This is a genomic window from uncultured Jannaschia sp. (assembly GCF_947503795.1).
Taxonomy (GTDB): Bacteria; Pseudomonadota; Alphaproteobacteria; order Rhodobacterales; family Rhodobacteraceae; genus Jannaschia.
The window spans coordinates 1704287-1728258 of sequence record NZ_CANNEZ010000001.1 but is presented as its reverse complement, the minus strand read 5'-3'; the positions used below and the strand labels follow the sequence as shown (position 1 = coordinate 1728258).

General features: G+C 68.9%; 25 protein-coding genes and 1 tRNA gene. 18 read left to right on the top strand and 8 right to left on the bottom strand.

Translation table 11 applies throughout. From position 1 onward, the window contains the following. The first annotated feature begins 71 nt into the window (after positions 1-71). The 10 genes from rfbF to Q0833_RS08980 all read left to right on the top strand — a co-directional run bounded on the left by rfbF (position 72) and on the right by Q0833_RS08980 (position 9156). On the top strand, positions 72-839 hold the full coding sequence (rfbF, locus tag Q0833_RS09025) for a glucose-1-phosphate cytidylyltransferase (protein ID WP_298432896.1): 768 nt from the start codon (positions 72-74) through the stop codon (positions 837-839). After that, on the top strand, positions 821-1885 hold the full coding sequence (rfbG, locus tag Q0833_RS09020) for a CDP-glucose 4,6-dehydratase (RefSeq protein ID WP_298432893.1): 1065 nt from the start codon (positions 821-823) through the stop codon (positions 1883-1885). Before rfbF ends, rfbG begins: the two co-directional genes overlap by 19 nt. Next, the gene (locus tag Q0833_RS09015; protein WP_298432890.1) at positions 1882-2424 is read left to right on the top strand and encodes a dTDP-4-dehydrorhamnose 3,5-epimerase family protein; all 543 of its coding nucleotides are present in this window, start codon (positions 1882-1884) and stop codon (positions 2422-2424) included. The genes rfbG and Q0833_RS09015 overlap by 4 nt, the downstream gene beginning before the upstream one ends. Further along, the gene (locus Q0833_RS09010) at positions 2421-3641 is read left to right on the top strand and encodes a class I SAM-dependent methyltransferase (protein ID WP_298432887.1); all 1221 of its coding nucleotides are present in this window, start codon (positions 2421-2423) and stop codon (positions 3639-3641) included. The genes Q0833_RS09015 and Q0833_RS09010 overlap by 4 nt, the downstream gene beginning before the upstream one ends. Before the next feature lie 145 nt (positions 3642-3786). Further along, positions 3787-5067 carry a glycosyltransferase family 2 protein gene (locus Q0833_RS09005; RefSeq protein WP_298432884.1) on the top strand — a complete coding sequence of 427 codons (1281 nt, stop codon included), beginning with the start codon at positions 3787-3789 and terminating at the stop codon, positions 5065-5067. After that, entirely contained in the window at positions 5064-5828 is a 765-nt protein-coding gene (locus Q0833_RS09000) for a cephalosporin hydroxylase family protein (RefSeq protein ID WP_298432881.1), read from the top strand. The genes Q0833_RS09005 and Q0833_RS09000 overlap by 4 nt, the downstream gene beginning before the upstream one ends. Continuing rightward, on the top strand, positions 5825-6505 hold the full coding sequence (locus tag Q0833_RS08995) for a formyltransferase family protein (RefSeq protein WP_298432878.1): 681 nt from the start codon (positions 5825-5827) through the stop codon (positions 6503-6505). The genes Q0833_RS09000 and Q0833_RS08995 overlap by 4 nt, the downstream gene beginning before the upstream one ends. Next, complete coding sequence (locus Q0833_RS08990) at positions 6502-7218, top strand: WbqC family protein (protein ID WP_298432875.1); 717 nt, start codon at positions 6502-6504, stop codon at positions 7216-7218. Before Q0833_RS08995 ends, Q0833_RS08990 begins: the two co-directional genes overlap by 4 nt. A gap of 10 nt (positions 7219-7228) precedes the next feature. Then, the gene (locus Q0833_RS08985) at positions 7229-8038 is read left to right on the top strand and encodes a phytanoyl-CoA dioxygenase family protein (protein WP_298432872.1); all 810 of its coding nucleotides are present in this window, start codon (positions 7229-7231) and stop codon (positions 8036-8038) included. Continuing rightward, positions 8035-9156, top strand: coding sequence for a methyltransferase domain-containing protein (locus Q0833_RS08980; RefSeq protein ID WP_298432869.1), 1122 nt, complete (start codon positions 8035-8037; stop codon positions 9154-9156). Before Q0833_RS08985 ends, Q0833_RS08980 begins: the two co-directional genes overlap by 4 nt. On the opposite strand, the gene Q0833_RS08975 is transcribed toward Q0833_RS08980, so the two are convergent. Both Q0833_RS08975 and Q0833_RS08970 read right to left on the bottom strand, forming a co-directional pair. Next, on the bottom strand, positions 9153-10262 hold the full coding sequence (locus Q0833_RS08975) for a DegT/DnrJ/EryC1/StrS aminotransferase family protein (protein ID WP_298432866.1): 1110 nt from the start codon (positions 10260-10262) through the stop codon (positions 9153-9155). The two genes, Q0833_RS08980 and Q0833_RS08975, sit on opposite strands and share 4 nt — an antisense overlap. A 96-nt stretch (positions 10263-10358) precedes the next feature. After that, positions 10359-10448, bottom strand: a tRNA-Ser gene (locus tag Q0833_RS08970). Between the two features lie 102 nt (positions 10449-10550). On the opposite strand from Q0833_RS08970, the gene Q0833_RS08965 reads away from it, so the two are divergent. The 6 genes from Q0833_RS08965 to Q0833_RS08940 are packed head-to-tail and all read left to right on the top strand — an operon-like array spanning position 10551 to position 16907. Further along, the gene (locus tag Q0833_RS08965) at positions 10551-11540 is read left to right on the top strand and encodes an ArsJ-associated glyceraldehyde-3-phosphate dehydrogenase (RefSeq protein WP_298432864.1); all 990 of its coding nucleotides are present in this window, start codon (positions 10551-10553) and stop codon (positions 11538-11540) included. Then, positions 11537-12733 (top strand): organoarsenical effux MFS transporter ArsJ, encoded by a 1197-nt coding sequence (gene arsJ, locus Q0833_RS08960; protein ID WP_298432861.1) that lies wholly within the window; start codon positions 11537-11539, stop codon positions 12731-12733. Before Q0833_RS08965 ends, arsJ begins: the two co-directional genes overlap by 4 nt. A gap of 53 nt (positions 12734-12786) precedes the next feature. Next, the gene (locus Q0833_RS08955) at positions 12787-13392 is read left to right on the top strand and encodes a CDP-alcohol phosphatidyltransferase family protein (RefSeq protein WP_298432858.1); all 606 of its coding nucleotides are present in this window, start codon (positions 12787-12789) and stop codon (positions 13390-13392) included. Between the two features lie 12 nt (positions 13393-13404). Then, entirely contained in the window at positions 13405-14595 is a 1191-nt protein-coding gene (locus Q0833_RS08950) for an ABC transporter substrate-binding protein (protein ID WP_298432855.1), read from the top strand. 25 nt (positions 14596-14620) lie between these two features. Continuing rightward, the gene (locus Q0833_RS08945; protein WP_298432852.1) at positions 14621-16282 is read left to right on the top strand and encodes an ABC transporter permease; all 1662 of its coding nucleotides are present in this window, start codon (positions 14621-14623) and stop codon (positions 16280-16282) included. After that, entirely contained in the window at positions 16275-16907 is a 633-nt protein-coding gene (locus Q0833_RS08940) for an ATP-binding cassette domain-containing protein (RefSeq protein WP_298432849.1), read from the top strand. Before Q0833_RS08945 ends, Q0833_RS08940 begins: the two co-directional genes overlap by 8 nt. A 6-nt stretch (positions 16908-16913) precedes the next feature. Here Q0833_RS08940 and Q0833_RS08935 read toward each other — a convergent pair whose 3' ends face one another. From Q0833_RS08935 to Q0833_RS08915, 5 genes are all read right to left on the bottom strand, one after another. After that, positions 16914-18878 (bottom strand): ASKHA domain-containing protein, encoded by a 1965-nt coding sequence (locus tag Q0833_RS08935; protein ID WP_298435063.1) that lies wholly within the window; start codon positions 18876-18878, stop codon positions 16914-16916. 91 nt (positions 18879-18969) lie between these two features. After that, positions 18970-19221: an N-(5'-phosphoribosyl)anthranilate isomerase gene (locus Q0833_RS08930; RefSeq protein WP_298432846.1), complete on the bottom strand. Its 252-nt coding sequence runs from the start codon at positions 19219-19221 to the stop codon at positions 18970-18972. Between the two features lie 54 nt (positions 19222-19275). Further along, positions 19276-20262, bottom strand: a complete 987-nt coding sequence (locus Q0833_RS08925) for a methyltetrahydrofolate cobalamin methyltransferase (protein ID WP_298432843.1) — start codon at positions 20260-20262, stop codon at positions 19276-19278. Further along, a complete protein-coding gene (locus tag Q0833_RS08920; protein ID WP_298432839.1) occupies positions 20259-21161 on the bottom strand; it encodes a methylenetetrahydrofolate reductase in 903 nt (300 codons plus the stop codon). Before Q0833_RS08920 ends, Q0833_RS08925 begins: the two co-directional genes overlap by 4 nt. Then, the gene (locus Q0833_RS08915) at positions 21161-21466 is read right to left on the bottom strand and encodes a virulence factor (protein ID WP_298432836.1); all 306 of its coding nucleotides are present in this window, start codon (positions 21464-21466) and stop codon (positions 21161-21163) included. The genes Q0833_RS08920 and Q0833_RS08915 overlap by 1 nt, the downstream gene beginning before the upstream one ends. Before the next feature lie 228 nt (positions 21467-21694). Between Q0833_RS08915 and Q0833_RS08910 the strand changes: the two genes are divergently transcribed. Beyond that, the gene (locus Q0833_RS08910) at positions 21695-22864 is read left to right on the top strand and encodes a Ppx/GppA phosphatase family protein (RefSeq protein ID WP_298432834.1); all 1170 of its coding nucleotides are present in this window, start codon (positions 21695-21697) and stop codon (positions 22862-22864) included. A gap of 47 nt (positions 22865-22911) precedes the next feature. Next, complete coding sequence (locus tag Q0833_RS08905) at positions 22912-23631, top strand: RlmE family RNA methyltransferase (protein ID WP_298432831.1); 720 nt, start codon at positions 22912-22914, stop codon at positions 23629-23631. 109 nt (positions 23632-23740) lie between these two features. Here the strand turns inward: Q0833_RS08905 and Q0833_RS08900 are convergent, their stop codons facing one another. Further along, entirely contained in the window at positions 23741-23968 is a 228-nt protein-coding gene (locus Q0833_RS08900; RefSeq protein WP_298432828.1) for a hypothetical protein, read from the bottom strand. Positions 23969-23972 lie beyond the last annotated feature (4 nt).

The following is a 23972-nucleotide window of genomic DNA, read 5'->3' as shown; positions in this document are numbered from 1 at the left end:
CGCATAGACCCGAAGCCGGACGGGGTGGCCGACGCGGCACGACTGAACCCGCCCGGGAGGGGGCACGCGACATGAAGGCAGTCATTCTCGCAGGCGGTCTCGGCACGCGGATCAGCGAGGAATCCCACCTCAAGCCCAAGCCCATGATCGAGATCGGCGGGCGACCGATCCTGTGGCACATCATGAAGCACTACAGCCAGTACGGGATCGATGATTTCGTCATCTGCTGCGGCTACAAGGGTTATGCGATCAAGGAGTATTTCGCCAATTACTTCATGCATATGTCCGACGTCACCTTCGATCTGGGAGCGAACACGAGCCATGTCCATCGCCAGCGGGCCGAGAACTGGAAGGTCACGCTGGTCGACACCGGCGAGCTGACACAGACCGGCGGGCGCATCGCGCGGATCCGCGAATATGTCGATGAGCCGTTCTGCCTGACCTATGGCGACGGCGTGGGCGACGTCGATATCGCAGCACTCATCGCGCATCACCGGGCCGAGGGCTGCGAGGCGACGGTCACCGCGATGCAGCCCGCCGGCCGGTTCGGCGCGCTGGTCCTCGACGGGATGCGCGTCGCCCGGTTCCAGGAAAAGCCCGAGGGCGACGGGCGCTGGATCAGCGGAGGCTTCTTCGTCTGCAACCCATCGATTTTCGCGCGTCTCGACGGCGACCAATGCGTCTTCGAGAAGGGCCCGCTCGAGGGGCTCGCCGCGGATGGAGAGCTTTCGGTCTGGCGTCACGGGGGCTTCTGGCAGGCCATGGACACGCTGCGCGACCGCAACCACCTCGAAGACCTCTGGGCGCGGGGCAACGCCCCGTGGAAGACCTGGGCGTGACGCCGATCTGGCAGGATCGCCGCGTCCTCGTGACGGGGCATACGGGCTTCAAGGGCGCGTGGCTCGCGTTCTGGCTGTCGCGGCGCGGCGCGCGCGTCACCGGGCTCGCGCTGCCGCCCGAGGGTGCGCCGAACCTCTTCGATCAGCTCGGCGTGGCCGACCTCGTGGACCACCGCATCTGCGACATCCGCGACGCGGGCGCGCTGACCGCCCATGTCAGCGACGCGCGCCCCGAGATCGTGTTCCACCTTGCCGCGCAGTCGCTCGTCCTCGACGGCTATGACGACCCGCTCCGGACGTGGCAGACCAATGTCATGGGCACCGCCCACCTCCTCGAGGCGTTGCGGCGGCTGGACGACCGCTGCGCCGCCGTGATGGTCACGACCGACAAGGTCTACGAGAACCCCGAGGACGGGCGCGCCTTCCACGAGAACGATCCGCTCGGGGGCCACGATCCCTACAGTGCCAGCAAGGCCGCGATGGAGATCGCCGTCGCAAGCTGGCGGCGGGCTTTTCCGGGCGAGGGCGGTCTTCGCATCGCGTCGGCGCGGGCGGGCAACGTGGTCGGCGGCGGCGATTGGGCGCGCAACCGGATCGTACCCGATATCGCACGGGCGCTGGCCGCCGGGCGTCCCGTCGAGGTGCGCAATGCCGCCGCCGTGCGACCGTGGCAGCACGTGCTGGAGCCGCTGGCCGGCTATCTCGCATTGGCCGAAGCGCTCTGGACGACTGACGCCCCCGAGATCGCGGGCGCCTTCAACTTCGGGCCTGATCCCGCCGAGATCCGCCCCGTCCGCGATGTCGTGACCGAGGCGCTGCGGCACTGGCCCGGCGACTGGGCCGAGACGCCGGATCCCGATGCCCCGCACGAGGCGGGCCTCCTGTCGCTCGATCCGGCGAAGGCGCACCGCCTCCTCGGGGTCGCGCCGCGCTGGGACTTCGCGGAAACCATCGCGCGCACCATCGGCTGGTATCGCGCCGTCCACGAGGGCGCGGACCCCGCCGCCGAGACCCGCGCGCAGATCAGCGCGTTCGAGGCCGCATGATCTTCGATCCCCTTCCCATCGCCAGCGCCTTCGAGGTCCGGCTGGAACCCCGGCGCGACGCGCGCGGTCTCTTCGCGCGGGTCTATTGCGACGACGAGTTTCGGGCCGAGGGTCTGGTGACGGACTGGGTCCAGATGAATATCTCGGTGACGATCGGGCAGGGCATCATCCGGGGCCTGCATTTTCAGGCCGGCCCCGTCCCCGAGGCCAAGCTGGTCCGCTGCCTCAGCGGGCGGGCGCATGACGTCATTCTCGACCTGCGGGCCGGGTCCGCGACCTACGGGCGCCATGCGGCGATCACCCTCGATGCGGAAGACCGCAACGCCGTCTACGTCCCGCCGGGGGTGGCCCACGGGTTCCAGACGCTCACCCCGGATGTGGAGCTGCAATACCTCCATTCCGCGCGCTACGCCCCGGATCACGAGGGCGGCGTCGACGCGCTCGACCCCGCGCTCGGTCTCGACTGGCCCCTCCCGCCCGCGATGCGCTCGGACCGCGACCGTAACCTGCCACCGCTCGCCGAGGTCGATCCGCTATGACCCAACCCTGTCGCCATTGCGGCGCGCCGCTCGAAATCCCGTTCGTCGACCTCGGCTTCGCGCCGCCCTCGAACGCCTATCTCGACCCCGCGGACCTCTCGCGCCCCGAGGTGACCTATCCCCTGCGCGTGCTGGCCTGCGGGACGTGCCGCCTCGTGCAGACCGAGGATTTCGCCGAGGCCGACGCGCTCTTCGCGGACGACTACGCCTATTTCTCCTCGACTTCGCAAAGCTGGCTAAACCATGCGGCGCGCTACGCGGAGATGATCACCCGGCGTCTCGGGCTTGGGGCCGACAGCCATGTGATCGAGGTGGCGTCGAATGACGGGTACCTGCTGCGCAACTTCGTCGCGGCGGGCATCCCGTGCCTTGGTGTCGAGCCGACCGAGGGGACGGCCGACGCCGCCCGTGTCCTCGGCATCCCCGTTGAGCAGGCGTTCTTCGGCGAAGCGCTGGCCAAGACGCTCGAACCCGCCGACCTGATCGCGGGCAACAACGTCTTCGCCCATGTCCCCGACATCAACGACTTCACCGCCGGTCTGCGCACGGCGTTGAAGCCAGACGGCGTGGTCACGCTGGAATTTCCGCACCTCCTGCGCCTCGTGGCCGAGGCGCAGTTCGACACGATCTATCACGAGCATTTCTCCTATCTCTCGCTCTTCGCGGTCGAGCGCATCCTCGGCGCGGCAGGTCTGCGGGTCTTCGACATCGAGACGCTCGACACCCATGGCGGAAGCCTGCGCATCTATGCCTGCCACGCGGGCGCGGCCCATGCCGACAGGCCGTCCGTCGCCGAGATGCGCGAGACAGAGGCCGAGGCGGGCATCGACACAGATGCCTTCTACGCCGCCTTCCAGTCCCGCGCCGACGCGATCAAGGACGGCGTCCTGCGCTTTCTTCTGGACGCGCGGGCCGAGGGCGCGCGAGTCGCGGGCTACGGCGCGGCGGCCAAGGGCAACACGCTTCTGAACTACGCGGGCATCCGCCCCGATCTTCTGCCCTTCGTCTGCGACGCCGCCCCATCCAAGATCGGACGCCTCCTGCCCGGAAGCCACATCCCCATCCGCGCCCCCTCGGCGCTCCGCGAGGCCCCGCCTGACTACGTCCTGATCTTGCCCTGGAACCTGACGGCCGAAATCCGCGCGCAGCTCGCCGATCTCGAAGCGTCCGGCACCCGCTTCGTGACCGCGATCCCGTCGTTGCAGGTGCTCGGGTGAGGCGGGCGGTGTTGACAGGGAGCTGTGTCAGGGCCGCGCTCGATCGCATTTCGCAATGCGCATTTCTGCCGGTATACGCGACGCGCTCGACCCGTTGTTCGGGACCCGCCCGGCGCCTATGTCGTGCGGGCTTGTAGGGGGGCGTATGCGCGTTTCAGTCATCATCCCCACCAGGGATCGTGCGGAATACCTGCCGCATTCCTTGGCCACGGCGCTCGCCATTCCCGACGGCGAGATCGAGATCCTCGTCAGCGACAACGCGTCGACCGATGCCACGCCAGATATCATCGCCGCGCAGACCGACCCGAGATTTCGCGCGATCGCGACCGGGCGCCGTGTCTCGATGCGCCAGAATTTCGAGTTCGCGCTCGAAGAAGCGCGCGGCGACTACGTGATCGTCTTCGGCGACGACGACGGCATCCTGCCCGCGCAATTCTCGAACCTTCTGTCGATCCTCGAACGGGACGCCCCGGACGGGCTGAGCTGGGACTATCCGGTCTATGGCTGGCCGGCACCCGGGCGGGGCGCGAAGGCGGGCAGCTTTCGGCTGGTACGGGGACGGACCTTCGGCGCGCCCGAGCCTCTCGACCTTCGGGACCGTCGGGCGATGCTCGCGCGTGGCCAGTTGCACCGCTTCCATCCCGCGCCGGGCATCTATCATGCCTGCATGTCACGCCGCTTCCTGCGCGACACGCTCGCGGCCCCCGACGGGACGATGATCCTCGCCCGGAGCCCCGACACGTGGGTGTCGATGCGGGCGATCCAGCATGGCGGGCGGTTCCTCCATTGTCGCCACCCGTTTTCTCTCAACGGATTCGGAACGCGCAGCACGGGCACCAGCTTCGGGGCACGCGGCCGCGCGGAGGGCAGCCACGACGCTTCGGCCAACGCGGCCTTCGTGACCGAAAGCCAGGCCGATCCGGTCGAGGATGTCATTCCGCTGGCTGGCTCGGTCCCCTTAGGGTTTCTCAGCACGCTCGAAACGCTGCGCCACCATTTTCCCGACGAGGATGTCCGGATCGCGCATGTCGACTGGTATCGCACGGTCATCAACGATTTGCGCAAGAAGGACGCCGACACGGCGAACGAGGTGATGGCCGTCATGACCGCCCACGCGCAGGCGACCGGTACCGATGCAGCACTCGACGCGGCCAGGGCGCGACCGAGAAGCTGGCTCGTGCAGGCCCGCGCACTCTGGCACAAGAATGCCGACAAGCTCGCCAGCATCCGGGTCGACGGCGCGGCAGGCGGCGTCAACACCATCGCGACGGCGGTCGCGGCTCTGGATCGGGCGCTGGGAGCGGATTATCGCGCGGTCCTGTCCGGTGACCTTGCGCGCGGCGCGGCTTGGACGAACACGCGACGACGCAACGACGCGCCGATACGGACCGGCGCAGACGAGACAGAACAGGAAGGCCAGACATGACACATCCCGACGACAGGCAGGCGTTCCTCGACAACCGGGCGACGAAGTCACGCGCCCTCGGCGCGGACGAGGCGCTGTTCCGGCGCTCGACCGAGTTCGTCTACGCGCTCGACAAGCACGATTATTCGTACCTCTGGACATGGATGGGCGTGCCGATCATCCAGCTTCCCGCCGACGTCATCGCCACGCAGGAGGTGATCTGGCAGACCAAGCCCGACATCATCATCGAGACCGGCGTCGCGCGGGGCGGATCGGTCCTGTTCATGGCCTCGATCCTCGAAGTGCTCGGCAAGGGGCAGGTGATCGGCGTCGATATCGACATCCGCGCCCATAATCGTCAGTCGATCGAGGCGCATCCGATGGCCAAGCGCGTGACGTTGATCGAGGGCGGTTCGGCCGATGACGACGTGCTGGAGAAGGTTCGGGCCGAAATCCCCGAGGGCGCGCGCGTGATGGTCGTCCTCGACAGCGATCACAGCCGCGATCACGTCCTGGCCGAGTGCCGCGCCTACGGGCCGCTGGTCACCGAAGGGTGCTTCCTCGTGGTCGCCGACACGCTCGTCGGACATATCGAAGCCGAGGATGCTCCCGAGAACCGCTCCAAGCACTGGTCCAAGGGGAACGAACCGCTGGCCGCGCTCAACGACTATCTCGCCGAGACGGACCGGTTCGAGCCCGACGCGGAACTCAACGGCAAGCTTGTGCTGTCCTCTTCGCCGGGCGGGTATCTTCGCTGCATCGCGGGGCCGGAGGCCCCGTGAAGGTCGGCTTCCTGCTCTCGGCGGGCGGGGCGGCGTTCGCGCGTGCGGCAGAGCTGTCCGGGTGGCCGGTCTCCCGCTTCTTCGTGCTCACCGATCGGGCCTGCGGCGCCGAGGACAAGGCGGATAGTCTGGGGATCGCGCGCGCACGGATCGACGGCGCCTCGCGCCCCGCGCTTTCTGCGGCGGCGGCAGACCGGTTCCGCGCGGAGGGCTGCGACGTCGCAATTCTACACTACGCCCGGCTGATAGGTTCCGAACTCTTCGAGCGGATGCCGGTCGTCAACGTCCATCCCGCCCTCCTGCCGGCCTTTCCCGGCCTCGACGGCGTCGGCGACGCGGCGCGGGCAGGCACGCGGATCCAGGGGGCAACGCTCCACGTCGTCGATGCGGGTATGGATACCGGCCCGATCCTTGCGCAGACGGCTGCGGCGGTTCCCCGACGCGCCGACACCGCGTGGCGCGAGGCCCTGGCCTATCGCCAGAAGGTCGTCGTGACGCTCGCGCTTCTCGACTGGTGTGACGCGGGGCTCGTCGATCCGGCGCGGATCGGACGGGCGGCGTTCGATCTCGACCGTGCACCCGCAGGCGACACGCTATGCACGCCGGGCTTTTGCCATGAGGCGCACGCCCGCGCAGCCACGAGCCTTCTGGCTGAACTGCCCCGGCCCTCGGCGTGACGCGGGTCGTGATCTCCCAGCCGATGTATTTCCCGTGGGCCGGGTTCGTGGCGCAAATGTCCTTGGCGGACGTGATGATCTGGCTCGATGACGCAACCTTCTCGAAGGGCAGTTTCACCAACCGGATCCAAGTCAAGACGCCGACGGGACGGACATGGATGACGATCCCGCTGGTCGGGAAAGGGTCGGGCGTGACGATCCGCGATCTTGAGGCCAGCGACCCGTCGATCCGCCACGCACACCGCGCGCTCGTGGCGAACACCTGGCGTCGCGCGCCCCATTGCGCCGATGCGCTGGAGACCTTCGGGCGGGCGTGGCAGCCGGACGCCCCGCTGGTCGAAACCCTCATCGCGAGCGCCGAAGCGGTTGCGACCGAAATCGGGCTGCCGGCGCGGGTCACCCGCCGGAGCGCGGAGATGAAGATCGGCGGCACCGGATCCGATCGCGTGCTGGCGCTCGTCCGGGCGGCGGGCGGTACCGAGTACATCACCGGGCACGGCGCGCGGGAGTATCTCGATCACGCGGCGTTCGATGCAGCCGGAATCGCCGTCCGCTACATGGATTACGCCGTCCGGCCCTGGCCGCAGGACCATGGGCCGTTCACGCCCTATGTGACTGCGCTTGACCTGATCTCGCATGTCCCCGCCGTCGAGCGGGCCGCGCATCTGGCGCCCCGGACCGTAGACTGGCAAACGTTTCTTGGTGAATCCTGAGGAGGCCCTGATGAGCGATCAATTCCAGACGGACGGCTATTGCATCCGCCGCGGGTTCTACGACGTCGCCTCCGAGATCGAGCCGATCCGGCAGGGCATCCGCCGGATCGTCGAGCTGATCGCCACGCAGAACGGGATCGATGCCGATTGCGCCACACCCGAAGCGGCTATGACCGACGGTATCATGGCGATCGCGCGGGCGGATCGGGCACTGGCGGGGCGGGTCTACGATGCAGTCAAGCAGATCCCGGCCTTCATGCAGCTCGTGGCGCTTGAAAGGAACGACGCCCTGTTCCGCGATCTGCGCCCCGGCGCCAACCCGGGTATCGCGGCGGGCGGCTACGGCATCCGGATCGACTTCCCCTCCGAGGACAAGTTCAAGACCTTCTGGCATCAGGAATTTCCCGCCCAGCTTCGCAGTGTCGACGGCGTCGTCTACTGGAGCCCGCTTCTGCCCGTCACCGCCGATCTGGGCCCGGTCGAACTCTGCCCCGGCTCGCATGCCGAAGGGATCATCCCGGTCGAGCGTGACGACGGCGGCGTGGGCAAGACGGGCGCCTACTCGCTGCGTCTTGCCGGCGAAGCCGAACGCGTCGCGGCCTATGACAAGGTCGCGCCTCTGACCGAACCCGGAGACCTGATCGCCATGGATTTCCTGACCTTGCACCAATCGGGGGTGAACCGCGCGTCGCATCCGCGCTGGTCGATGCAATTTCGCTGGTTCAACTTCGACGATCCCATCGGCCGCCGCATCGCTTGGGCCGGGTCCTTTGCCGCAGGCGTCGATTTCGAGGCGATCCTGCCGGAGCTGGTGGCATGAGCGCGCCGTCCTGCCGGGTCTGCGCGGCTAAGCTCGACGCGCCGGATTTCGACGATCCGGGCCCGTCGCTGACCTCGATCCGGACCGTTCTGGATCTGCCGACGCGCGTGTGGCTCTGCGAAAACTGCGGCCACGCCCAAAGCCCCGACCTGCCGGAGCTCTCGGATTTCTACGACACGCAGTACCGCATTTCCCTCGATATCGACGGGCATGACCAGCTCTACGAGAACGCCGCGGGCGAGCAGGTCTTCCGCACGGCCTATCAGGCGGAACTGGTCGCCGCACTGGAAATCACGAACGGCGCGAAGGTACTCGATTTCGGTGCTGGGAAGGCGACGACGCTGCAACGCGTGATCGAGAACCGCCCGGACATCCAGCCCCATGTCTTCGATGTGAGCCGCGACTATACCGAGCACTGGGCCGGCTGGGTGCCCGAAGACCAGCAGGCGACATATGCCTTGCCCGACGGCTGGACCGACCGCTTCGATCTGATCACGGCGCATTTCGTCCTCGAGCACGTGCCGGATCCCGTCGCGATCCTGCACGAGCTGTCTCGCTGTCTCGCGCCCGGCGGACGCCTGTTCCTCTCGGTCCCCGATTGCGGCTCGAACACGGGCGACCTTCTGGTGGTCGATCACCTGAACCACTTCACTGCCGCGAGCCTGACCCGAGCCTTCGCCGAGGCCGGCCTGCGGATCGACAGCCTCGACCAGACGAGCTTCGCGGGTGCGTTCATCGTCGTGGCCACCGGCGGGACGCCTGGCACGGTGCCGGCGCGCGAGACGGATGCGCTGCGCTCGGTCCTCGCCGACTGGACCGCGATCCTGCACCGGTTGCGCACCGAAGCGCCGACCGAACCGGTGGCGATCTACGGCGCCGGGTTCTACGGCACGCTCATCGCCACGCGGATTGCGGGCGGGCCGCGCTGCTTCCTGGACCGGAACCCCTATCTGCAAGGCCACGACCACATGGGGGCACCCGTCCTGATCCCCGAGGATTGCCCGACCGATATCGCCTCGATCGTGGTCGGCCTGAACCCGGCCCGCGCCCGCACAATCCTTGCCGATACGAGCGCCTGGCGGCCCGCGGACGCGCGACTGATCTGGCTGGACGGCTAGGTTAGAAGCCCCTCGATCACGGCACAGACGCGGTCGATCTCGGCGGTGGTCATGTCGTGATAGCTGGGCAGGTTGATCGCACGCGCGCAGATGTCCCGCGCGACCCTGTTCTCGGGAACCGGTGTGAACATCGGCTGTTCGGACAGCGGCCAGAAAAACACGCGCGCGTCGATCCGGGCGTCGGCGAAGGCCGTTTGAAGCCGCTCGCGGGTCACGCCCGTCTCGGGAGCGAACACGACCGTCGGCATCCACGCACCGTTGACGACGTGATCGGGCTCCGGGTTCATCGCAACACCGGAAAGACGGTCCAGCCGAGCCTTGTAGGCCGCGAGGATCTCACGCTTCCGCCCCGTCAGCTCGTCGATGCGGTCCAGTTGCGCGCAGCCGATCGCGGCCTGAACGTTGGACATCTTGAACTTGTAGCCGACGACATCCGCCCAGAACTGCCGCGTCTGCGCCGGATCGCGCCCGTGGTTCGCCAGCGTGCCCACGCGCGCGAAAAGCTCCGGGTCCGAGGTCAGAAACATGCCGCCCTCGCCGGTGGTCAGCGTCTTCGTGCCGTGAAACGAGAACGTCGAAAAGCGGCCCATGCTCCCGGCCGCGCGTCCGCGATACCGCGCGCCGATCGCTTCGGCGGCATCCTCGATGATGGGTATGTTGTGCCGATCTCCGAGTTCCAGAAGGGCATCCATATCGCAGAGGTTGCCATAGAGATGCGTGGCCACGATGGCGCGTGTGCGCGGCGTGACCGCGGCGGCAGCGCGTGCGGGATCGATGCACCAGCTGTCCGGTCGGATATCGACGAAGACCGGCGTCGCCCCGAGATGGACGATCGGGGCGGCCGTCGCGATCCAGTTCGTGTCCGCGAGGATGACTTCGTCGCCGGGCCCGATCCCGAGCGCCGCCAGCCCCATCTGCATCGCGCCGGTGCAGCTGGACGTCGCGATCGCGTGGGCGGCGCCGATATGCGTTGCGAACCCTCGCTCGAACCGCCCGATATAGGCGTAGCAGTCCGCCCCCCAGCCGGTTCGCGTGGCGTGGGTTGCGAACTCGACCTCGAGCTCGGTGATCGACGGCTTGGTGTAGGCGATGGCTGACGGCGGCACGGGGCATGTCTCCGGTCTCGTTCGGCAGGGTCGGTATGCCGTCTTTCCCGCGTTGCACGGGTCGGTCGGCACATCGTCGCGACAGCGCCGGATGTCTGGCAGAAGCGGTGGGATTCGAACCCACGAGACGCTTTCACGCCTGCCGGTTTTCAAGACCGGTGCCTTCGACCGCTCGGCCACGCTTCCAACGGGCTTGGGCTACACGCAAGGGCGCGCGGGGGAAAGTGTCATGAGATCGTCATATGGTCCCGCTAGCGGCGGGCGCGCGGGCAAAGCAGGGGATGTCGGATGCGGGTGATGCTGAACGGGTTGGGGCGGATCGGGAAGCTCGTGCTGCGCGAGCTGATCGACCGGCCGCACGGGGTCGAGCTGGTGGCGCTGAACGATGCGTCGGACGACCCCGAGCAGCACGCGCTCCTGATGGAATTCGACAGCGTCCACGGCCGCTGGGCCACACCCGTCCGCGCGGATGGCCGCGCGCTGGTGCTGGGCGGCCGCAGGCTGCCGCTGACGGCGCATCGCCGCCCCGAGGCGCTGGACCTGGACGGGATCGACATGGTCCTCGACTGCACGGGCGCCTTCAAGACGGGTGCCGCACTCGCCCCCTATCTTGACCGGGTGCGCCACGTCGTGGTCTCGGCCCCCGTCAAGGACGGCGACGCGCTGAACCTCGTCTACGGCGTCAATCACGACCGTTGGGACGGCAGCCAGCGCATCGTGACGGCGGCGTCCTGCACCACCAACTGCCTCGCTCCCGTTGTGCAAGTCCTGCGCGAGAGCTTCGGCCTCCGCCATGGCAGCTTCACGACGATCCACGACGTGACCAATACCCAGACCATCGTCGATCGGCCCCACAAGGACCCGCGCCGGGCCCGGTCGGCCCTGATGAACCTGATCCCGACGACCACCGGGTCGGCCAAGGCCATCATGCAGATCTTCCCCGATCTCGAAGGCCGGCTGACGGGCCATGCGGTGCGTGTCCCGCTCCTGAATGCGTCGCTGACCGATTGCGCATTCGAGATGGCGCGCGAGGTCACCGTCGACGCGGTTCACGCCGCATTCCGCGCCGCCGAGGCCGGGCCGATGGCGGGCATCCTCGGGGTCGAGGACCGGCCGCTCGTCTCGTCCGACTTCCTCGATGATCGGCGATCGGCGATCGTCGACGCCCTGTCGACCCGCGTCGTGCAGGGAACGCATCTGAAACTCTATGTCTGGTACGACAACGAATTCGGCTATGCCGTCCGCATGGCCGATATCGCCCGGATGATCGCCGCGTGACCTCGCTGCGCGCCTATGCAGCCGTCACGGCGGCGTATTGGGCGTTCATGCTGACCGATGGCGCGCTGCGGATGCTGGTGCTGCTGCATTTCCATGGCCTCGGCTTCTCGCCGCTGCAACTCGCGTGGCTCTTCCTGCTCTACGAGGTCGCGGGCGTGGTCACCAACCTGACCGCAGGCTGGCTCGCGGCGCGCTACGGGCTGGGGGCCACGCTGATCGCGGGTTTGGCGCTCCAGATCGCGGCACTGGCGGCATTGACGCAGCTCGACCCGGCCTGGACCGTCGCGGCATCGGTCGTCTTCGTGATGCTGGTGCAGGGGGCGTCGGGGGTGGCCAAGGACCTTGCCAAGACGGCCAGCAAGTCGGCGGTCAAGCTCCTGGCCCCCGAGGGCGGGCTCTTTCGCTGGGTCGCGGTGCTGACCGGCTCGAAGAACGCGATCAAGGGCCTCGGGTTCTTCGTCGGTGCCGCCCTTCTGGCGACGGTCGGCTTCGGCCCCGCACTCTGGCTGATGGCGACGGGGCTCGCCGCGATCCTCGTCGCGGTGGTCCTCGCCCTGCCGCGGGACATGTCGGCGCGGGATGCGAAGGCGAAGTTCACGCAGGTCTTCAGCCGCGATCCCCGGATCAACCGGCTCGCGGCGGCGCGGCTCTTTCTCTTCGCCGCGCGGGACGTCTGGTTCGTCGTCGCCCTCCCGATCTGGCTGGCCGCGACGCTGGCCCAGACGCTCGATCCGCGCACAGCCTTCTTCGTGACCGGCGGCTTCATGGCGATATGGATCATCGGCTATGGCGGCGTGCAGGCGCTGGCCCCGCGTATCGTGCGCGGCGGGACGCCATCGGACGCGCTGACCTGGGTCGCCGCGCTCGCCGTGATCCCCGCCGTACTGGCCGCGACCAACGCCGCAGCCTCCGACGCCACGTGGATCGTCATGGCGGGCCTTCTGGTGTTCGGCGTGGTCTTCGCGATCAACTCGTCGCTCCATTCCTTCCTCATCCTCGACTTCGCGCGGGCCGAGCGCGTGACCATGGATGTCGGCTTCTACTACATGGCCAATGCGGGCGGACGGCTTCTGGGCACGCTCCTTTCGGGGTTGACCTATCAATGGGGCGGCCTGCCGATGGCGCTGGCCGCCTCGGCCGGGCTCTTGATCCTCGCGGCGGTGGCCACGCGCACCATCCCCGCGTCGGCCTGAACCTCACGGCAAGGTGCCTTGCACGCGGGCTGAATTTCGCGGCACCAATGCCCATGCTCGACGCCCGTGCCCGCCGCCTGATCGACCCGCCGCTGAACCGGCTTGGCCATGCCTTGGCGGCACGGGGCGCCACGGCGAACGGCGTCACCCTCGCGGGGCTGGGGCTGGGGCTTCTGGCGGCGCTGACCATCGCGCTCGGTTCGCCCGGCTGGGCGCTGCTGCCGCTTCTGGCGTCGCGCATCGCCGACGGGCTGGATGGCGCGGTCGCGCGGGCGACGCGCAAGACCGATTTCGGCGGCTATCTCGATATCTGGGCCGACTTCGTTTTCTACGGCGCCGTGCCCTTCGCCTTCGCCGTGATGGACCCGGCCAACGCGCTCCCGGCGGCGTTCCTGCTGCTGACCTTCTACGTCAACGGCACCTCGTTCCTCGGGCTCGCGTCGATGGCCGCCAAGCGCGGCATCTCGACCGAGGCGCAGGGCCAGAAGTCGCTCTATTATTCGGCCGGACTGCTCGAGGGGACCGAGACGATCGTCTTCTTCGTGCTTCTCTGTCTTCTCCCTCAACACTTCGCGCCGCTGGCCTGGGCCTTCGGAGTGCTGTGCCTCTTCACCGCCACGGCGCGCGTCCTCAATGCCCGCCATCTCCTGCCTGACTGAAAGACCCTCTCCATGCGCCTTCTCACTGCCGCTCTGACGCTCGCCGCCCTGCCGGCCTTTGCCGACCCCGATCCCGCCGATTGGGATGCCGTGACCGCCGCGGCCGACGGTCAGACGGTCTACTGGCACGCATGGGGCGGCTCGACGACGACGAACGACTTCATCTCCTGGATCGGGGACCGGGCCGCCGAGCAGGGCGTGACGCTGGAACACGTCAAGCTGGCCGACACGGGCGATGCGGTCGGCGCGGTCCTGACCGAACGGCAGGCGGGACGGGACGAGGGTGGCTCGGTCGATCTCATCTGGATCAACGGCGCGAACTTCGCCGCCATGAAGGAGCAGGACCTCCTTTTCGGGCCCTGGGCCGAGGACCTGCCCAACTGGTCGCTCGTCGATGTCGAGGGCAAGACCGTGACCGTCGATTTCACCATCCCGACCGAAGGTTACGAGAGCCCCTGGGCCATGGCGCAGGTCGTCTTCATCCACGATACCGCGCGCCTGCCCGACGCGCCCGACAGCGCGCAGGAGATCCTCAACTTCGCGACCCAGAATCCCGGCCGCTTCACCTTCCCGCAGCCGCCCGACTTCCTTGGGACGACCTTCCTCAAGCAGATGCTGATCGACCTCGTGGCGGATCCGGCGGTGCTGCAAGCCCCGGTGGGCGAGGATTACGAGGCGGTCACGGCCAGCTTCTGGGCCTTCATGGATGCGCTGACCCCGGTCCTCTGGCGGGAAGGGCGCGCCTATCCGCAGACCGGGCCACGCCAGCTCCAGCTGATGAACGATGGCGAGATCGACCTCGCCATCAGCTTCTCGCCGGGCGAGGCGTCCACCGCGATCGCCAATTTCCAGCTGCCGGATACGGCGCGGACGGCGGTCTTGCGGAAGGGGACATTGGGCAATGCGAGCTTCCTCGCGATCCCCTACAACTCCTCGGCAAAGGAGGGCGCGATGGTCGTCGCGAACATCATCCTGTCGCCCGCCGCACAGCTTCGCGCGCAGGATCCGAGCATTCTCGGCTACGGCACGGTCCTCGACATGGGCAAACTCTCCGAGGCCGACCGCGCGGCGTTCGACGCGCTGGATATCGGCCCCGCGACGCTTTCGCCCGCCGATCTCGGCCCCGCCCAGCCCGAGCCGCACCCGAGCTGGGCCGACCGCCTGAGCGCCGATTGGGTCGCCCGCTACGGCGTCGCCCAGTAGCGGCCGCCCGCCGGTCCGCGCCGCCATGCTGCGCCCGCTTCCCCTCCTGACGGTTCTCGTGCTCGCAGGGCCGGTCCTTCTGGGCATGGCGGGCACCATCCTTCCCGCGCTGGGCTACGGGCCGACGGGGCAGGGGCTTTCGGCGGGTCCGCTGATGGCGGTGCTGGACTGGCCGGGCCTGCCGCGCGCGCTGGCCGTCAGCGCGTCGTCAGGGCTTCTCTCGACCATCGGCGCGCTGGCCATCGCGTCGCTGATCCTCGCGGGGTGGCACGGGACGCCCGCCTTTGCGTGGCTCGAACGTCTGCTCTCGCCGCTTCTGGCCGTCCCGCACGCCGCCGCGGCCCTCGGGCTCGCGTTTCTCGTGGCGCCCTCGGGCTGGCTGATGCGGCTCGTGGCGCTGCCACTTGGATGGGAGGTGCCGCCGGATCTTCTGATCCTTCAGGACCGCTGGGGCCTGTCGCTGACGGCGGGGCTGGTGGCCAAGGAGCTTCCATTCCTCCTCCTGATGATGCTGGCCGCGCAGACCCAGATCCCCGCCGCGCGCCTGCGGGTCGCGCGGGCGCTGGGGCAGGGGCGCGTCGCGGGCTGGTTCAAGGCGGTCTTCCCCGGCCTCTATGCGCAGGTCCGCCTGCCGGTCCTCGTGGTGCTGGTCTATGCTATGACCAACGTGGACGTGGCGGTCATCCTCGGGCCGAACACGCCGCCAACCCTCTCGGTGCAGGTCACGCGCTGGATGCTGGATCCGGATCTGGCGCTCCGTGCCACGGCGGCCGCCGGCGCGCTGTTGCAATTCGCGGCCACGCTCGCGGCCCTCGCGCTCTGGCTGGGGCTGGAACGGGTGGTCGCCGCCCTTGGTCGGCGCTGGGTCTGGTCGGGGCGGGGCCTGCCCGAGGCGCCCGCCCGCGCCGCCGGCTTCGCGCTGGGCACGGTCTCGGCCCTTGCCGTTCTCGGCGGCCTCGCGGCGCTCGCCCTCTGGTCCGTCGCTGCGGCCTGGCGCTTTCCCGACCTCGCACCGGACGCCCTGACAGCGCGGAGCTGGATGCGCTTCGGCCCGGAGATGGCCGCGACGGCCGGCACCACGATCTGGATCGCGCTCGCCGCCACCGCCGCCTCGCTGATCCTCGTCATCGGCTGTCTCGAGGCCGAGCATCGCTTCGGCCTGACCCCGGATCAGCGCGCGATCTGGCTTCTCTACCTGCCACTCCTCATCCCGCAGGTTGCCTTCCTGCCGGGCCTCCAGGTCCTTTCGGCTCGGCTCGGCCAGCCGCCGATCGCGACGGTCCTCGCGGCCCATATCGTCTTCGTCATCCCTTACGTCTTCCTCAGCCTGTCGGGCCCGTTTCGCGCGTGGGACGCACGGCTCGCGCGCGTTGCAGGCGGGCTTGGCGCCTCGCGCGACCGCGTCCTCTGGCGCATCCGGATGCCGATGCTGCTGGCACCCGTCCTGACCGCCGCCGCGGTCGGTGTCGCGGTCAGCGTCGGGCAATACCTGCCGACGCTCCTCCTCGGCGGCGGCCGCGTCTCGACCCTCGCGACCGAGGCCGTGGCCCTCGCGGCGGGCGGCGACCGCCGCGCCATCGGCGTCTGGGGCCTGGGCCAGAGCCTCGCGGCACTCGCCCCCTTCGCGTTGGCGCTCGCGGTGCCCGCGCTCGTCTTCCGCAACAGGCGGGGGATGCGCGATGCCTGACGGCCTGATCCTCGACGACGTCCGGATCGCCCGCGCCGGACGCCCGCTTCTGGCCATCGACGCCGCCGTGCCGCCGGGCGAGGTGCTGACCGTCATGGGGCCGTCGGGTGTCGGCAAGTCGACGCTCCTCGCTTTCGTGATGGGCGATCTGCGTGCGCCATTCACCGCGACGGGGCGCGCCATCCTCGACGGGCGCGATCTCGGCGATCTGCCGCCCGAGCGTCGGCATGTCGGTCTTCTCTATCAGGATCCGCTGCTCTTTCCCCATCTCGACGTGGCCGCAAACCTTGCCTTCGGCCTGCCGCGCGGCGGAACGCGAAGCACGCGGCGCGCGACCGTGGCGACTGCGCTGGCCGAGATCGGACTCGAGGGCTACGGCCCCCGCGATCCCGCTACGCTTTCCGGGGGACAGGCGGCGCGCGTGGCCTTGATGCGGGTGCTTCTGTCACGGCCCGCAGCACTCCTTCTCGACGAGCCCTTCGGGAAGCTCGATGCCGATCTCAGGGCCCGCACCCGTGCGCTCGTGTTCGACCGGGCGCGCGCCGCCGGTGTTCCCATCCTCATGGTGACCCATGATGCCGCCGATGCCGAAGCGGCGGGCGGCGCGGTCGTCACGCTGGGCTGAGGCCGGTCATCGGCGGCGGCGTCGGCCCTCGGTCGCGACGTTGAAGCTGACCTGCGGCAGCGTCACCTCGGACATCAGGTTCGGGAACGGATCGGTCGCATGCGGGATCGCGTTGGCATTGACGAAATGCTCCTGAAAGCGCGGTGCGACGGCGGTCTCGATCTTCTCGATCCGGCGGACCAGATCCTCGACATGCGCGCGCGCGCCCCGGTTGCAGAGCGCCATGCGCGCCCCGTGCCCGGCCGCGTTGCCGGCGCTCGTCACGTGGTCCAGCGCCGCATCGGGGATCATCCCCAGCACCATCGCGTGCTTGGGCGAGATGTGCGCGCCGAACGCCCCCGCCAGCGTCACCCGTTCGACGCTGTCGATTTCGGCCACGTCCATCAGAAGCCGCGCGCCCGCATAGAGCGCCGATTTCGCAAGCTGGATCGCGCGGATGTCGCCCTGCGTCACCGCGATCCGCCGGTCCTCGCCCTCCCAGAGCAGGTAGGAATGCGTCCGACCCTCGGGGATGGCGCGGGCCGTGCCGGTCTGTTCCGCCGAGCCGATCAGGCCCTTCGCATCGACCAGCCCGGCCATTCGCATCTCGGCCACTGCCTCGATGATGCCCGAGCCGCAGATGCCCGTGATCTCGGTGCCCTCGAAGGCCGGATCGTCGGACCAGAGCTCGCTCCCGATGACGCGGAACCGGGGTTCCTTCGTCGCGGGATCGATCTCGACTCGTTCGATGGCACCCGGGGCCGCGCGCTGCCCGGCGGAGATCTGCGCGCCCTCGAAGGCGGGGCCCGTGGGCGAGGAGCAGGCGAGGATACGGTCGCGATTGCCCAGGATCAGCTCGGCATTGGTGCCGACATCGACGATCAGCGTCATCGCCTCGGCCTCGTCGGGCGCCTGCGCCAGCGCCACCGCCGCCGCATCCGCACCGACATGACCCGCGATGCAGGGCAGGATATAGGCCCGCGCGCCCGCTCCGATCGACGCAAGCCCGACCTCGGACGCGGCCAGCCGCAGCGCGTCGGACGTGGCGAGCGCGAAGGGGGCCTGCCCCAGTTCGACCGGATCGACGCCGATCAGGAGGTGGTGCATGACCGGATTGCAGACGATCACCGTCTCCAGCACGTCGCCCGCCGCCACGCCGGCCTCGGCGACCAGCTCGAGCGCCAGCGCATCCAGCGCCGCCCGCACGGCGCCCGTCATCTCGACATCGCCGCCGGCGTTCATCATCGCATAGCTGACCCGGCTCATCAGGTCCTCGCCGAAGCGGATCTGCGGGTTCATGACGCCGCCCGACGCCAGCACCCGTCCGTCGCCGAGGTCGCAGAGATGCGCCGCGATCGTCGTCGAACCGAGGTCGATCGCGAGCCCGAGCGGAGCGGCGGTGCGAAGGCCCGGCCAGATCGCTGTGACGCTTGCGCTGTCGTGATCGACGGCGACGGTGACCTGCCACTCGCCCTTGCGCAGCGCCGTCTGGAGCCCGCGAAGGACTGAAAGGGGGATAGCGAGATCGTCGAGGTCCCATTGCGTTCGCAGCGCCGTGCGCAACCGCTCGAGATCGCCCGAAGGCGCGTCCATGTCCGGCTCCTCGACGGTCACGAAATGGAGGCGCGTGGCCGGGTCCATGATGATCGGATGATCGGACGCGGCCTTGCGGACGACCTGTCGGTGGACCTGGCTTTCGGCGGGCACGTCGATCACGACGTCGCCTTGGATCTTGGCCTGGCAGCCGAGACGGCGTCCAGGCTTCAGGCCGCGTTTCTCGTCGTAGCGCCGTTCGACCGCGTTGAAGTCCGAGAGCGCATCCGGCGCGACCGTCAGGCCCAGCTTCGGGAAGGCGCCGGTGCCGGGCTGGACCTGGCATTTTGAGCAGATGCCGCGGCCGCCGCAGACGCTGTCGAGGTCGACCCCGAGTTGGCGGGCGGCGGTCAGGACGGGCGTTCCAGCGGCGAAGGTGCCGCGCTTGCCCGACGGCATGAAGACGACGCTGTGGAGCTTCACGCCGCTGCCCCGTGTCCGAGATTGTTCGTACGAACAATCTTCGCGATTGTTCGTACGAACAATCGTTTCAGCAGACGACGCGGAGGCTGCCGCGATGACAGATCACCACGAACTGCCCGCCGGTTTCCAGCAGGTGAAAGCCGCGCCGACGCACCTCGGCGACGAAGGCCGCGCGTCCCACTTCCCGTTCGACCCATGCCGTCGACCGTCGCACGACGCCCCCCGACTGCGCGGATCGGGACCCGAAGAGCTTGGCCAGCCACGGCGCGGCTGTCGTCGCGGGAAAGGCGGGGCGGGGCGGGGGAATCGCGGGTCTCATGTCCATGCCGGAACGATGCCCCGCCGGACGTGAATATCGGGTAAATGCCCAACATCAGGCGCGCCGACGACCACCCCGGCGTCCGCCGGTCCGTGCGCCCGCCGACTGCGCGGCCCGCGCCGCTTCGGGGAAGCTCGCGCCCTCGCGCACCGCATCCAGCACCCGTGTGAAGCCGATCCACGTGCCCCCGTTCGGGTCATGATTCATGAGCATGTTGGCCGCGTTGATGGCCTCCATCTCCTGCGCGCAGACGGGGTTCATGATGGCGCTCGTCATGCCAGCCCCGATCGCCATCGGCAGGAAGGCCGCGTTGATCCCGTGCCGGTTCGGCAGGCCGAAGCTGATATTGGACGCACCGCAGGTGGTGTTCACGCCCAGCTCCTCGCGCAGGCGGCGGACGAGCGTGAAGACCTGGTGCCCGGCGGTGGCCATCGCGCCGATCGGCATCACCAGCGGGTCGACCACGATGTCATGGGCGGGGATCCCGAAATCCGCGGCCCGCTCGACGATCTTCTTGGCGACGGCGAAGCGGACATCGGGGTCCTCCGAGATGCCCGTGTCATCGTTCGAGATGGCCACGACGGGCACGTTGTATTTCTTGACCAGCGGCAGGACGATCTCCAGCCGCTCCTCTTCGCCCGTGACCGAGTTCAGGAGCGGGCGCCCCTCGGCGGCGGCCAGCCCGTTCTCCAGCGCGCCGGGCACCGAGCTGTCGATGCAGAGCGGCACGTCGACCAGCGCCTGCACCCGCTCGACCAGCGCCTTCATCAGTGTCGGCTCGACGAAGTTGTTGTCGGCGTAGCGCGGATCCTCGGCCATCTTGTTGGTGAAGACCGCGCCCGAATTGACGTCGAGGACCATCGCGCCGCAGGCGACCTGTTCCAGCGCATCGCGCTCGACGGTCGAGAAATCGTCCATCTCCAGCTCGGCCGCCAGTTTCTTGCGGCCCGTGGGGTTGATCCGCTCGCCGATCACGCAGAATGGCTCGTCGAAGCCGATCGTTACCGTTTTTGTCTTCGATTCCAGAACCGTACGGGTCATTCTTCATCCTTTACATGAACCTGCAGCCACGCGGCGGAGGTCTTGATCCCGCCCAGCGGGAAGATGTGGACCGCTTCGATATTGAAGTCGGGATGGGCGGCCTTGTGCCGGGCCAGATCGGTCAGGATCTCGGTCGGCTCGAAAGGCAGGAGGAGCTTGGTCACATCCGCGGCGCGGCGTTGCAGGACCCGCAAGCTGGGACCCACGCCGCAGGCGATGGCGAACTTGATCAGCGTCTGAAGCTTCGCGGGCCCGGCGACGCCGATATGCACCGGCAGGTCGACCCCGGCGGCGCGGATTGCATCGGCCCAGGCGATCACGGGCGCGGCCTCGAAGCAGAACTGCGTGGCAATCGCCATCTTCGCATCCGTGCGCTCGGCGAAAGCGGTTTTCCACCGCAGCGCCTCGGACACGTTCGCGTCGCTGCCATCGGGGTCGATGTCGCGATTGCCCTCGGGGTGACCCGCGACATGCAGCCGCTCGAACCCGTCGAAGGCGCCTGAGCCCAGAAGCTGCATCGAGGTCTCATACGCGCCCGCGGCCTCGGCCACGCCACCGGCGAGGATCAGCCCCTGCCGCACATCCGCTTCGCCGCGATACCGGGCGATCCAGTCGTCCAGCGTCGCGCGATCGGCGATGATGCGGGCCGGGAAATGGGGCATCGGTTCCATGCCTTCGGCGCGCAGGCGCGCGGCGGTCGCGACCATGTCGGCGATCGGCGTGCCATCGATATGGGCGATATAGACGCGGGTGCCGCGCGGCAGGATCGCGGCGAAATCATCGATCTTCTCGGCGGTGCGGGGCATCACCTCGAGGGAACTGCCGCCAAGGAATTCGGCCAGCACCGGATCGGCGGTGGCAGGCGCGGGCGCAGGCTTGCGGAAGCCGAGGATCGCCATCAGGCCGCCGCCTCTGTGCCACCGGCCAAGGCCGCGGCCTTCAGACGCTCGGGGCTCCAGTCGGCCTCCAGCTCGGCGGCCCGCGCGGCGGCGACCTCGGCATCGGCTCCGTCGACATCGCCCTCGGGGACCTTTCGCCAATCAGCGAGATACGCATCGGTCTCGGACGCGCCGGAGCGCATCGCGGCGCGGTCGATGGCCTGCTCGAACCGCTCGCTCAACTGCACCTTCGCCGCCCTGCGGCCGCTTCCGGCGATGACCTGGGCGGGGATGTCCCGCCAATAGACGACAGTGATCTGCGGCATCGGGCCCTCCCTCGGGTTTTGCCCACTCATAACGGCGGGGGGCGGGGCGTGCGGCCCCAATTCGACCTGCATGCGCCCGATGGCGACACGCGCCTTCGACCTAACCCCGCGGGCGCGCGCGGGCCAGCCGCGCGGGGTATCGAATCCCTCATGTCGGACATGAAGGATGCTTGCGCGATGGCCCGCGGCCCCCCTATGGTCGGGGCAACCAGACATGCGGAGGCGGCGATGCCACCGGACGACCCGGCCGACCGGCCCGGTCCCCTGTCGAACGGCGCCCGCATCCCCGCGGCGCAGTCGCGCAAGGGGCCCGCGCCCGTCGCGCCACCGAGAGACAGGACCCGCCCCGATTCGGCGGAGCTCTACGCGGCGCTCGATCTCGGCACGAATTCGTGCCGGATGCTGATCGCGCAGCCCAAAGGCAACCAGCTCCATGTCGTGGACAGCTTCTCGAAATCGGTCCAGCTCGGCAACGGGCTCGAGCAATCGGGCCGCCTGTCGCGCGCCTCGATGGCGCGCACCATCGGGGCGCTCAAGATTTGTCGCCGGAAGCTCGAGACCCATGACGTCACCCGGATGCGCCTCGTCGCGACCGAGGCCTGCCGCCGCGCGACCAACGCCTCGGAATTCATCCGCCTCGTCGAGCGCGAGACCGATCTGCCGCTCGAGATCATCGAGCCCGAGGAGGAAGCGCGCCTCGCCGTCGTTTCTTGTGCGCCGCTGGTGTCGACCAAGGCCGAACAGCTTCTGGTGGTCGATATCGGCGGCGGGTCCACCGAACTCGTCTGGATCGACCTGACCCGCGTGCCGCGTCATGACCGGGCGCGGGCGATCATGCGCCTCCATGCCGGGTTCCAGGGCACGGCCGACGATCCGTTCCCGCGCGCCAAGGTGGTGGACTGGATCTCGATCCCGCTGGGCGTGGCGACGTTGAAGGACCAGTTCCGCGACGTTACAGATGACGCCGCACGCTTCGCTCTGATGTCGTGGCATTTCGAGGAATGCCTGGCCGAGTTCTCGCCCTATGCCGACGCCGCGGGCGACAGCGATCCGGGCTTCCAGATCATCGGCACAAGCGGGACGGTCACGACCGTCGCCGCAACGCACCTGAATCTTCGCCGATACGACCGCAACAAGGTCGACGGTCTGCGCATGACCACCGACCAGATCGACCGCGTGATCCGCAGCTATCTGGCGCTCGGCCCCGACGGGCGGCGCAACGACCCCCGGATCGGCCGCGACCGGCACGCCTTGATCATGTCGGGCGCCGCTATCCTGCAGGCGCTGTTGCGCGTCTGGCCCACGGATCGCCTCTCGGTCGCGGACCGGGGCCTGCGCGAAGGGCTGCTCTATGCGCAGATGTCGAAGGACGGCGTGCTCGACGACGGGCCATTCTGATCGGGGCGGGCCTTCCCACGGCCGCCCGAAGGGCCTAATTGCCCCCCATGGCACAGACACCCAAGAACACCTCCGGTCGTGGCCGGCGCGACCTGACCGTAAAGGTCAAGACCGCGCGGGGCCGCAAGCTCAGCTCGAAGCTCTGGCTCGAGCGGCAGCTCAACGATCCGTATGTCACACGGGCCCGGGCCGAGGGGTATCGCGGTCGCGCGGCCTTCAAGATCATGGAGCTGGACGACAAGTACGGCTTCCTCGTCCCCGGTGCCCGCGTCGTCGATCTCGGCTGCGCGCCGGGCGGATGGCTGCAGGTCGCGGTGCCGCGCATCAACGCGCTGGGCGAGATGGCGAAGAAACCGCAGGGCCGGATCATCGGCCTCGACCTGCAGGAGGTCGACCCCGTGCCGGGGGCCGAGATCCACGTGCTCGACTTTCTGGCCGACGGGGCCGATGCGAAGGTGAAGGACTGGCTGGGCGGCGATGCGGATGTGGTGATGTCGGACATGGCCGCAGCATCGTCGGGGCACAAGCAGACCGATCACCTGCGGATCATGTCGCTCTGCGAAGCGGCGGCGGAGCTGGCCTTCGACGTGCTGGCCCCCGGTGGAACCTTCGTGGCCAAGGTGCTGGCGGGCGGGGCCGAGGGCGATCTTCAGAAGCGGCTCAAGGTCGCCTTTGAGAAGGTGGCGAACGTCAAACCGGGCGCGTCCCGGTCGGATTCGTCGGAGAAGTTCGTCGTGGCGCAGGGGTTCCGCGGCCGCCCGGACTGAGAGGGCCGGGGGACGCCCCCCGGACCCCCGGCGACCGGCGGTACGCACCGGGGCGGTGGTTCGAACGCGGACCCCGGACGCCTGCATGTTTATGGAACATCGAAGCGGGTCAGTCCGCGTCGCGACTGCTTTCGTTGCCGCGAATGCGCTTCTGGCGAAGCTCGTCGATGGCGAAATCATCGGCGCCCGTCGCGGGTTTGTCGTATTTCGTCCGGCCGCCGTCGGATTGCGGCTCGGCCGCGCTCTCGCCGAAGGGATTGGCCCTGTCGTGGCCGGGGGCGTCGTCGCCTTTCGGCAGCGGCTGCTGGCCCGGGGCCTTGTCGGAACGGTCGGTCATGGTC

Coding starts and splice junctions, on each gene's coding strand:
- rfbF (WP_298432896.1), top strand. CDS start 72: ATGAAGGCAGTCATTCTCGCAGGCGGTCTCGGCACGCGGATCAGCGAG.
- Q0833_RS09015 (WP_298432890.1), top strand. CDS start 1,882: ATGATCTTCGATCCCCTTCCCATCGCCAGCGCCTTCGAGGTCCGGCTG.
- Q0833_RS09010 (WP_298432887.1), top strand. CDS start 2,421: ATGACCCAACCCTGTCGCCATTGCGGCGCGCCGCTCGAAATCCCGTTC.
- Q0833_RS09005 (WP_298432884.1), top strand. CDS start 3,787: ATGCGCGTTTCAGTCATCATCCCCACCAGGGATCGTGCGGAATACCTG.
- Q0833_RS09000 (WP_298432881.1), top strand. CDS start 5,064: ATGACACATCCCGACGACAGGCAGGCGTTCCTCGACAACCGGGCGACG.
- Q0833_RS08985 (WP_298432872.1), top strand. CDS start 7,229: ATGAGCGATCAATTCCAGACGGACGGCTATTGCATCCGCCGCGGGTTC.
- Q0833_RS08980 (WP_298432869.1), top strand. CDS start 8,035: ATGAGCGCGCCGTCCTGCCGGGTCTGCGCGGCTAAGCTCGACGCGCCG.
- Q0833_RS08965 (WP_298432864.1), top strand. CDS start 10,551: ATGCGGGTGATGCTGAACGGGTTGGGGCGGATCGGGAAGCTCGTGCTG.
- Q0833_RS08955 (WP_298432858.1), top strand. CDS start 12,787: ATGCTCGACGCCCGTGCCCGCCGCCTGATCGACCCGCCGCTGAACCGG.
- Q0833_RS08950 (WP_298432855.1), top strand. CDS start 13,405: ATGCGCCTTCTCACTGCCGCTCTGACGCTCGCCGCCCTGCCGGCCTTT.
- Q0833_RS08945 (WP_298432852.1), top strand. CDS start 14,621: ATGCTGCGCCCGCTTCCCCTCCTGACGGTTCTCGTGCTCGCAGGGCCG.
- Q0833_RS08940 (WP_298432849.1), top strand. CDS start 16,275: ATGCCTGACGGCCTGATCCTCGACGACGTCCGGATCGCCCGCGCCGGA.
- Q0833_RS08935 (WP_298435063.1), bottom strand. CDS start 18,878: ATGCCGTCGGGCAAGCGCGGCACCTTCGCCGCTGGAACGCCCGTCCTG.
- Q0833_RS08930 (WP_298432846.1), bottom strand. CDS start 19,221: ATGAGACCCGCGATTCCCCCGCCCCGCCCCGCCTTTCCCGCGACGACA.
- Q0833_RS08925 (WP_298432843.1), bottom strand. CDS start 20,262: ATGACCCGTACGGTTCTGGAATCGAAGACAAAAACGGTAACGATCGGC.
- Q0833_RS08920 (WP_298432839.1), bottom strand. CDS start 21,161: ATGGCGATCCTCGGCTTCCGCAAGCCTGCGCCCGCGCCTGCCACCGCC.
- Q0833_RS08915 (WP_298432836.1), bottom strand. CDS start 21,466: ATGCCGCAGATCACTGTCGTCTATTGGCGGGACATCCCCGCCCAGGTC.
- Q0833_RS08910 (WP_298432834.1), top strand. CDS start 21,695: ATGCCACCGGACGACCCGGCCGACCGGCCCGGTCCCCTGTCGAACGGC.
- Q0833_RS08905 (WP_298432831.1), top strand. CDS start 22,912: ATGGCACAGACACCCAAGAACACCTCCGGTCGTGGCCGGCGCGACCTG.
- Q0833_RS08900 (WP_298432828.1), bottom strand. CDS start 23,968: ATGACCGACCGTTCCGACAAGGCCCCGGGCCAGCAGCCGCTGCCGAAA.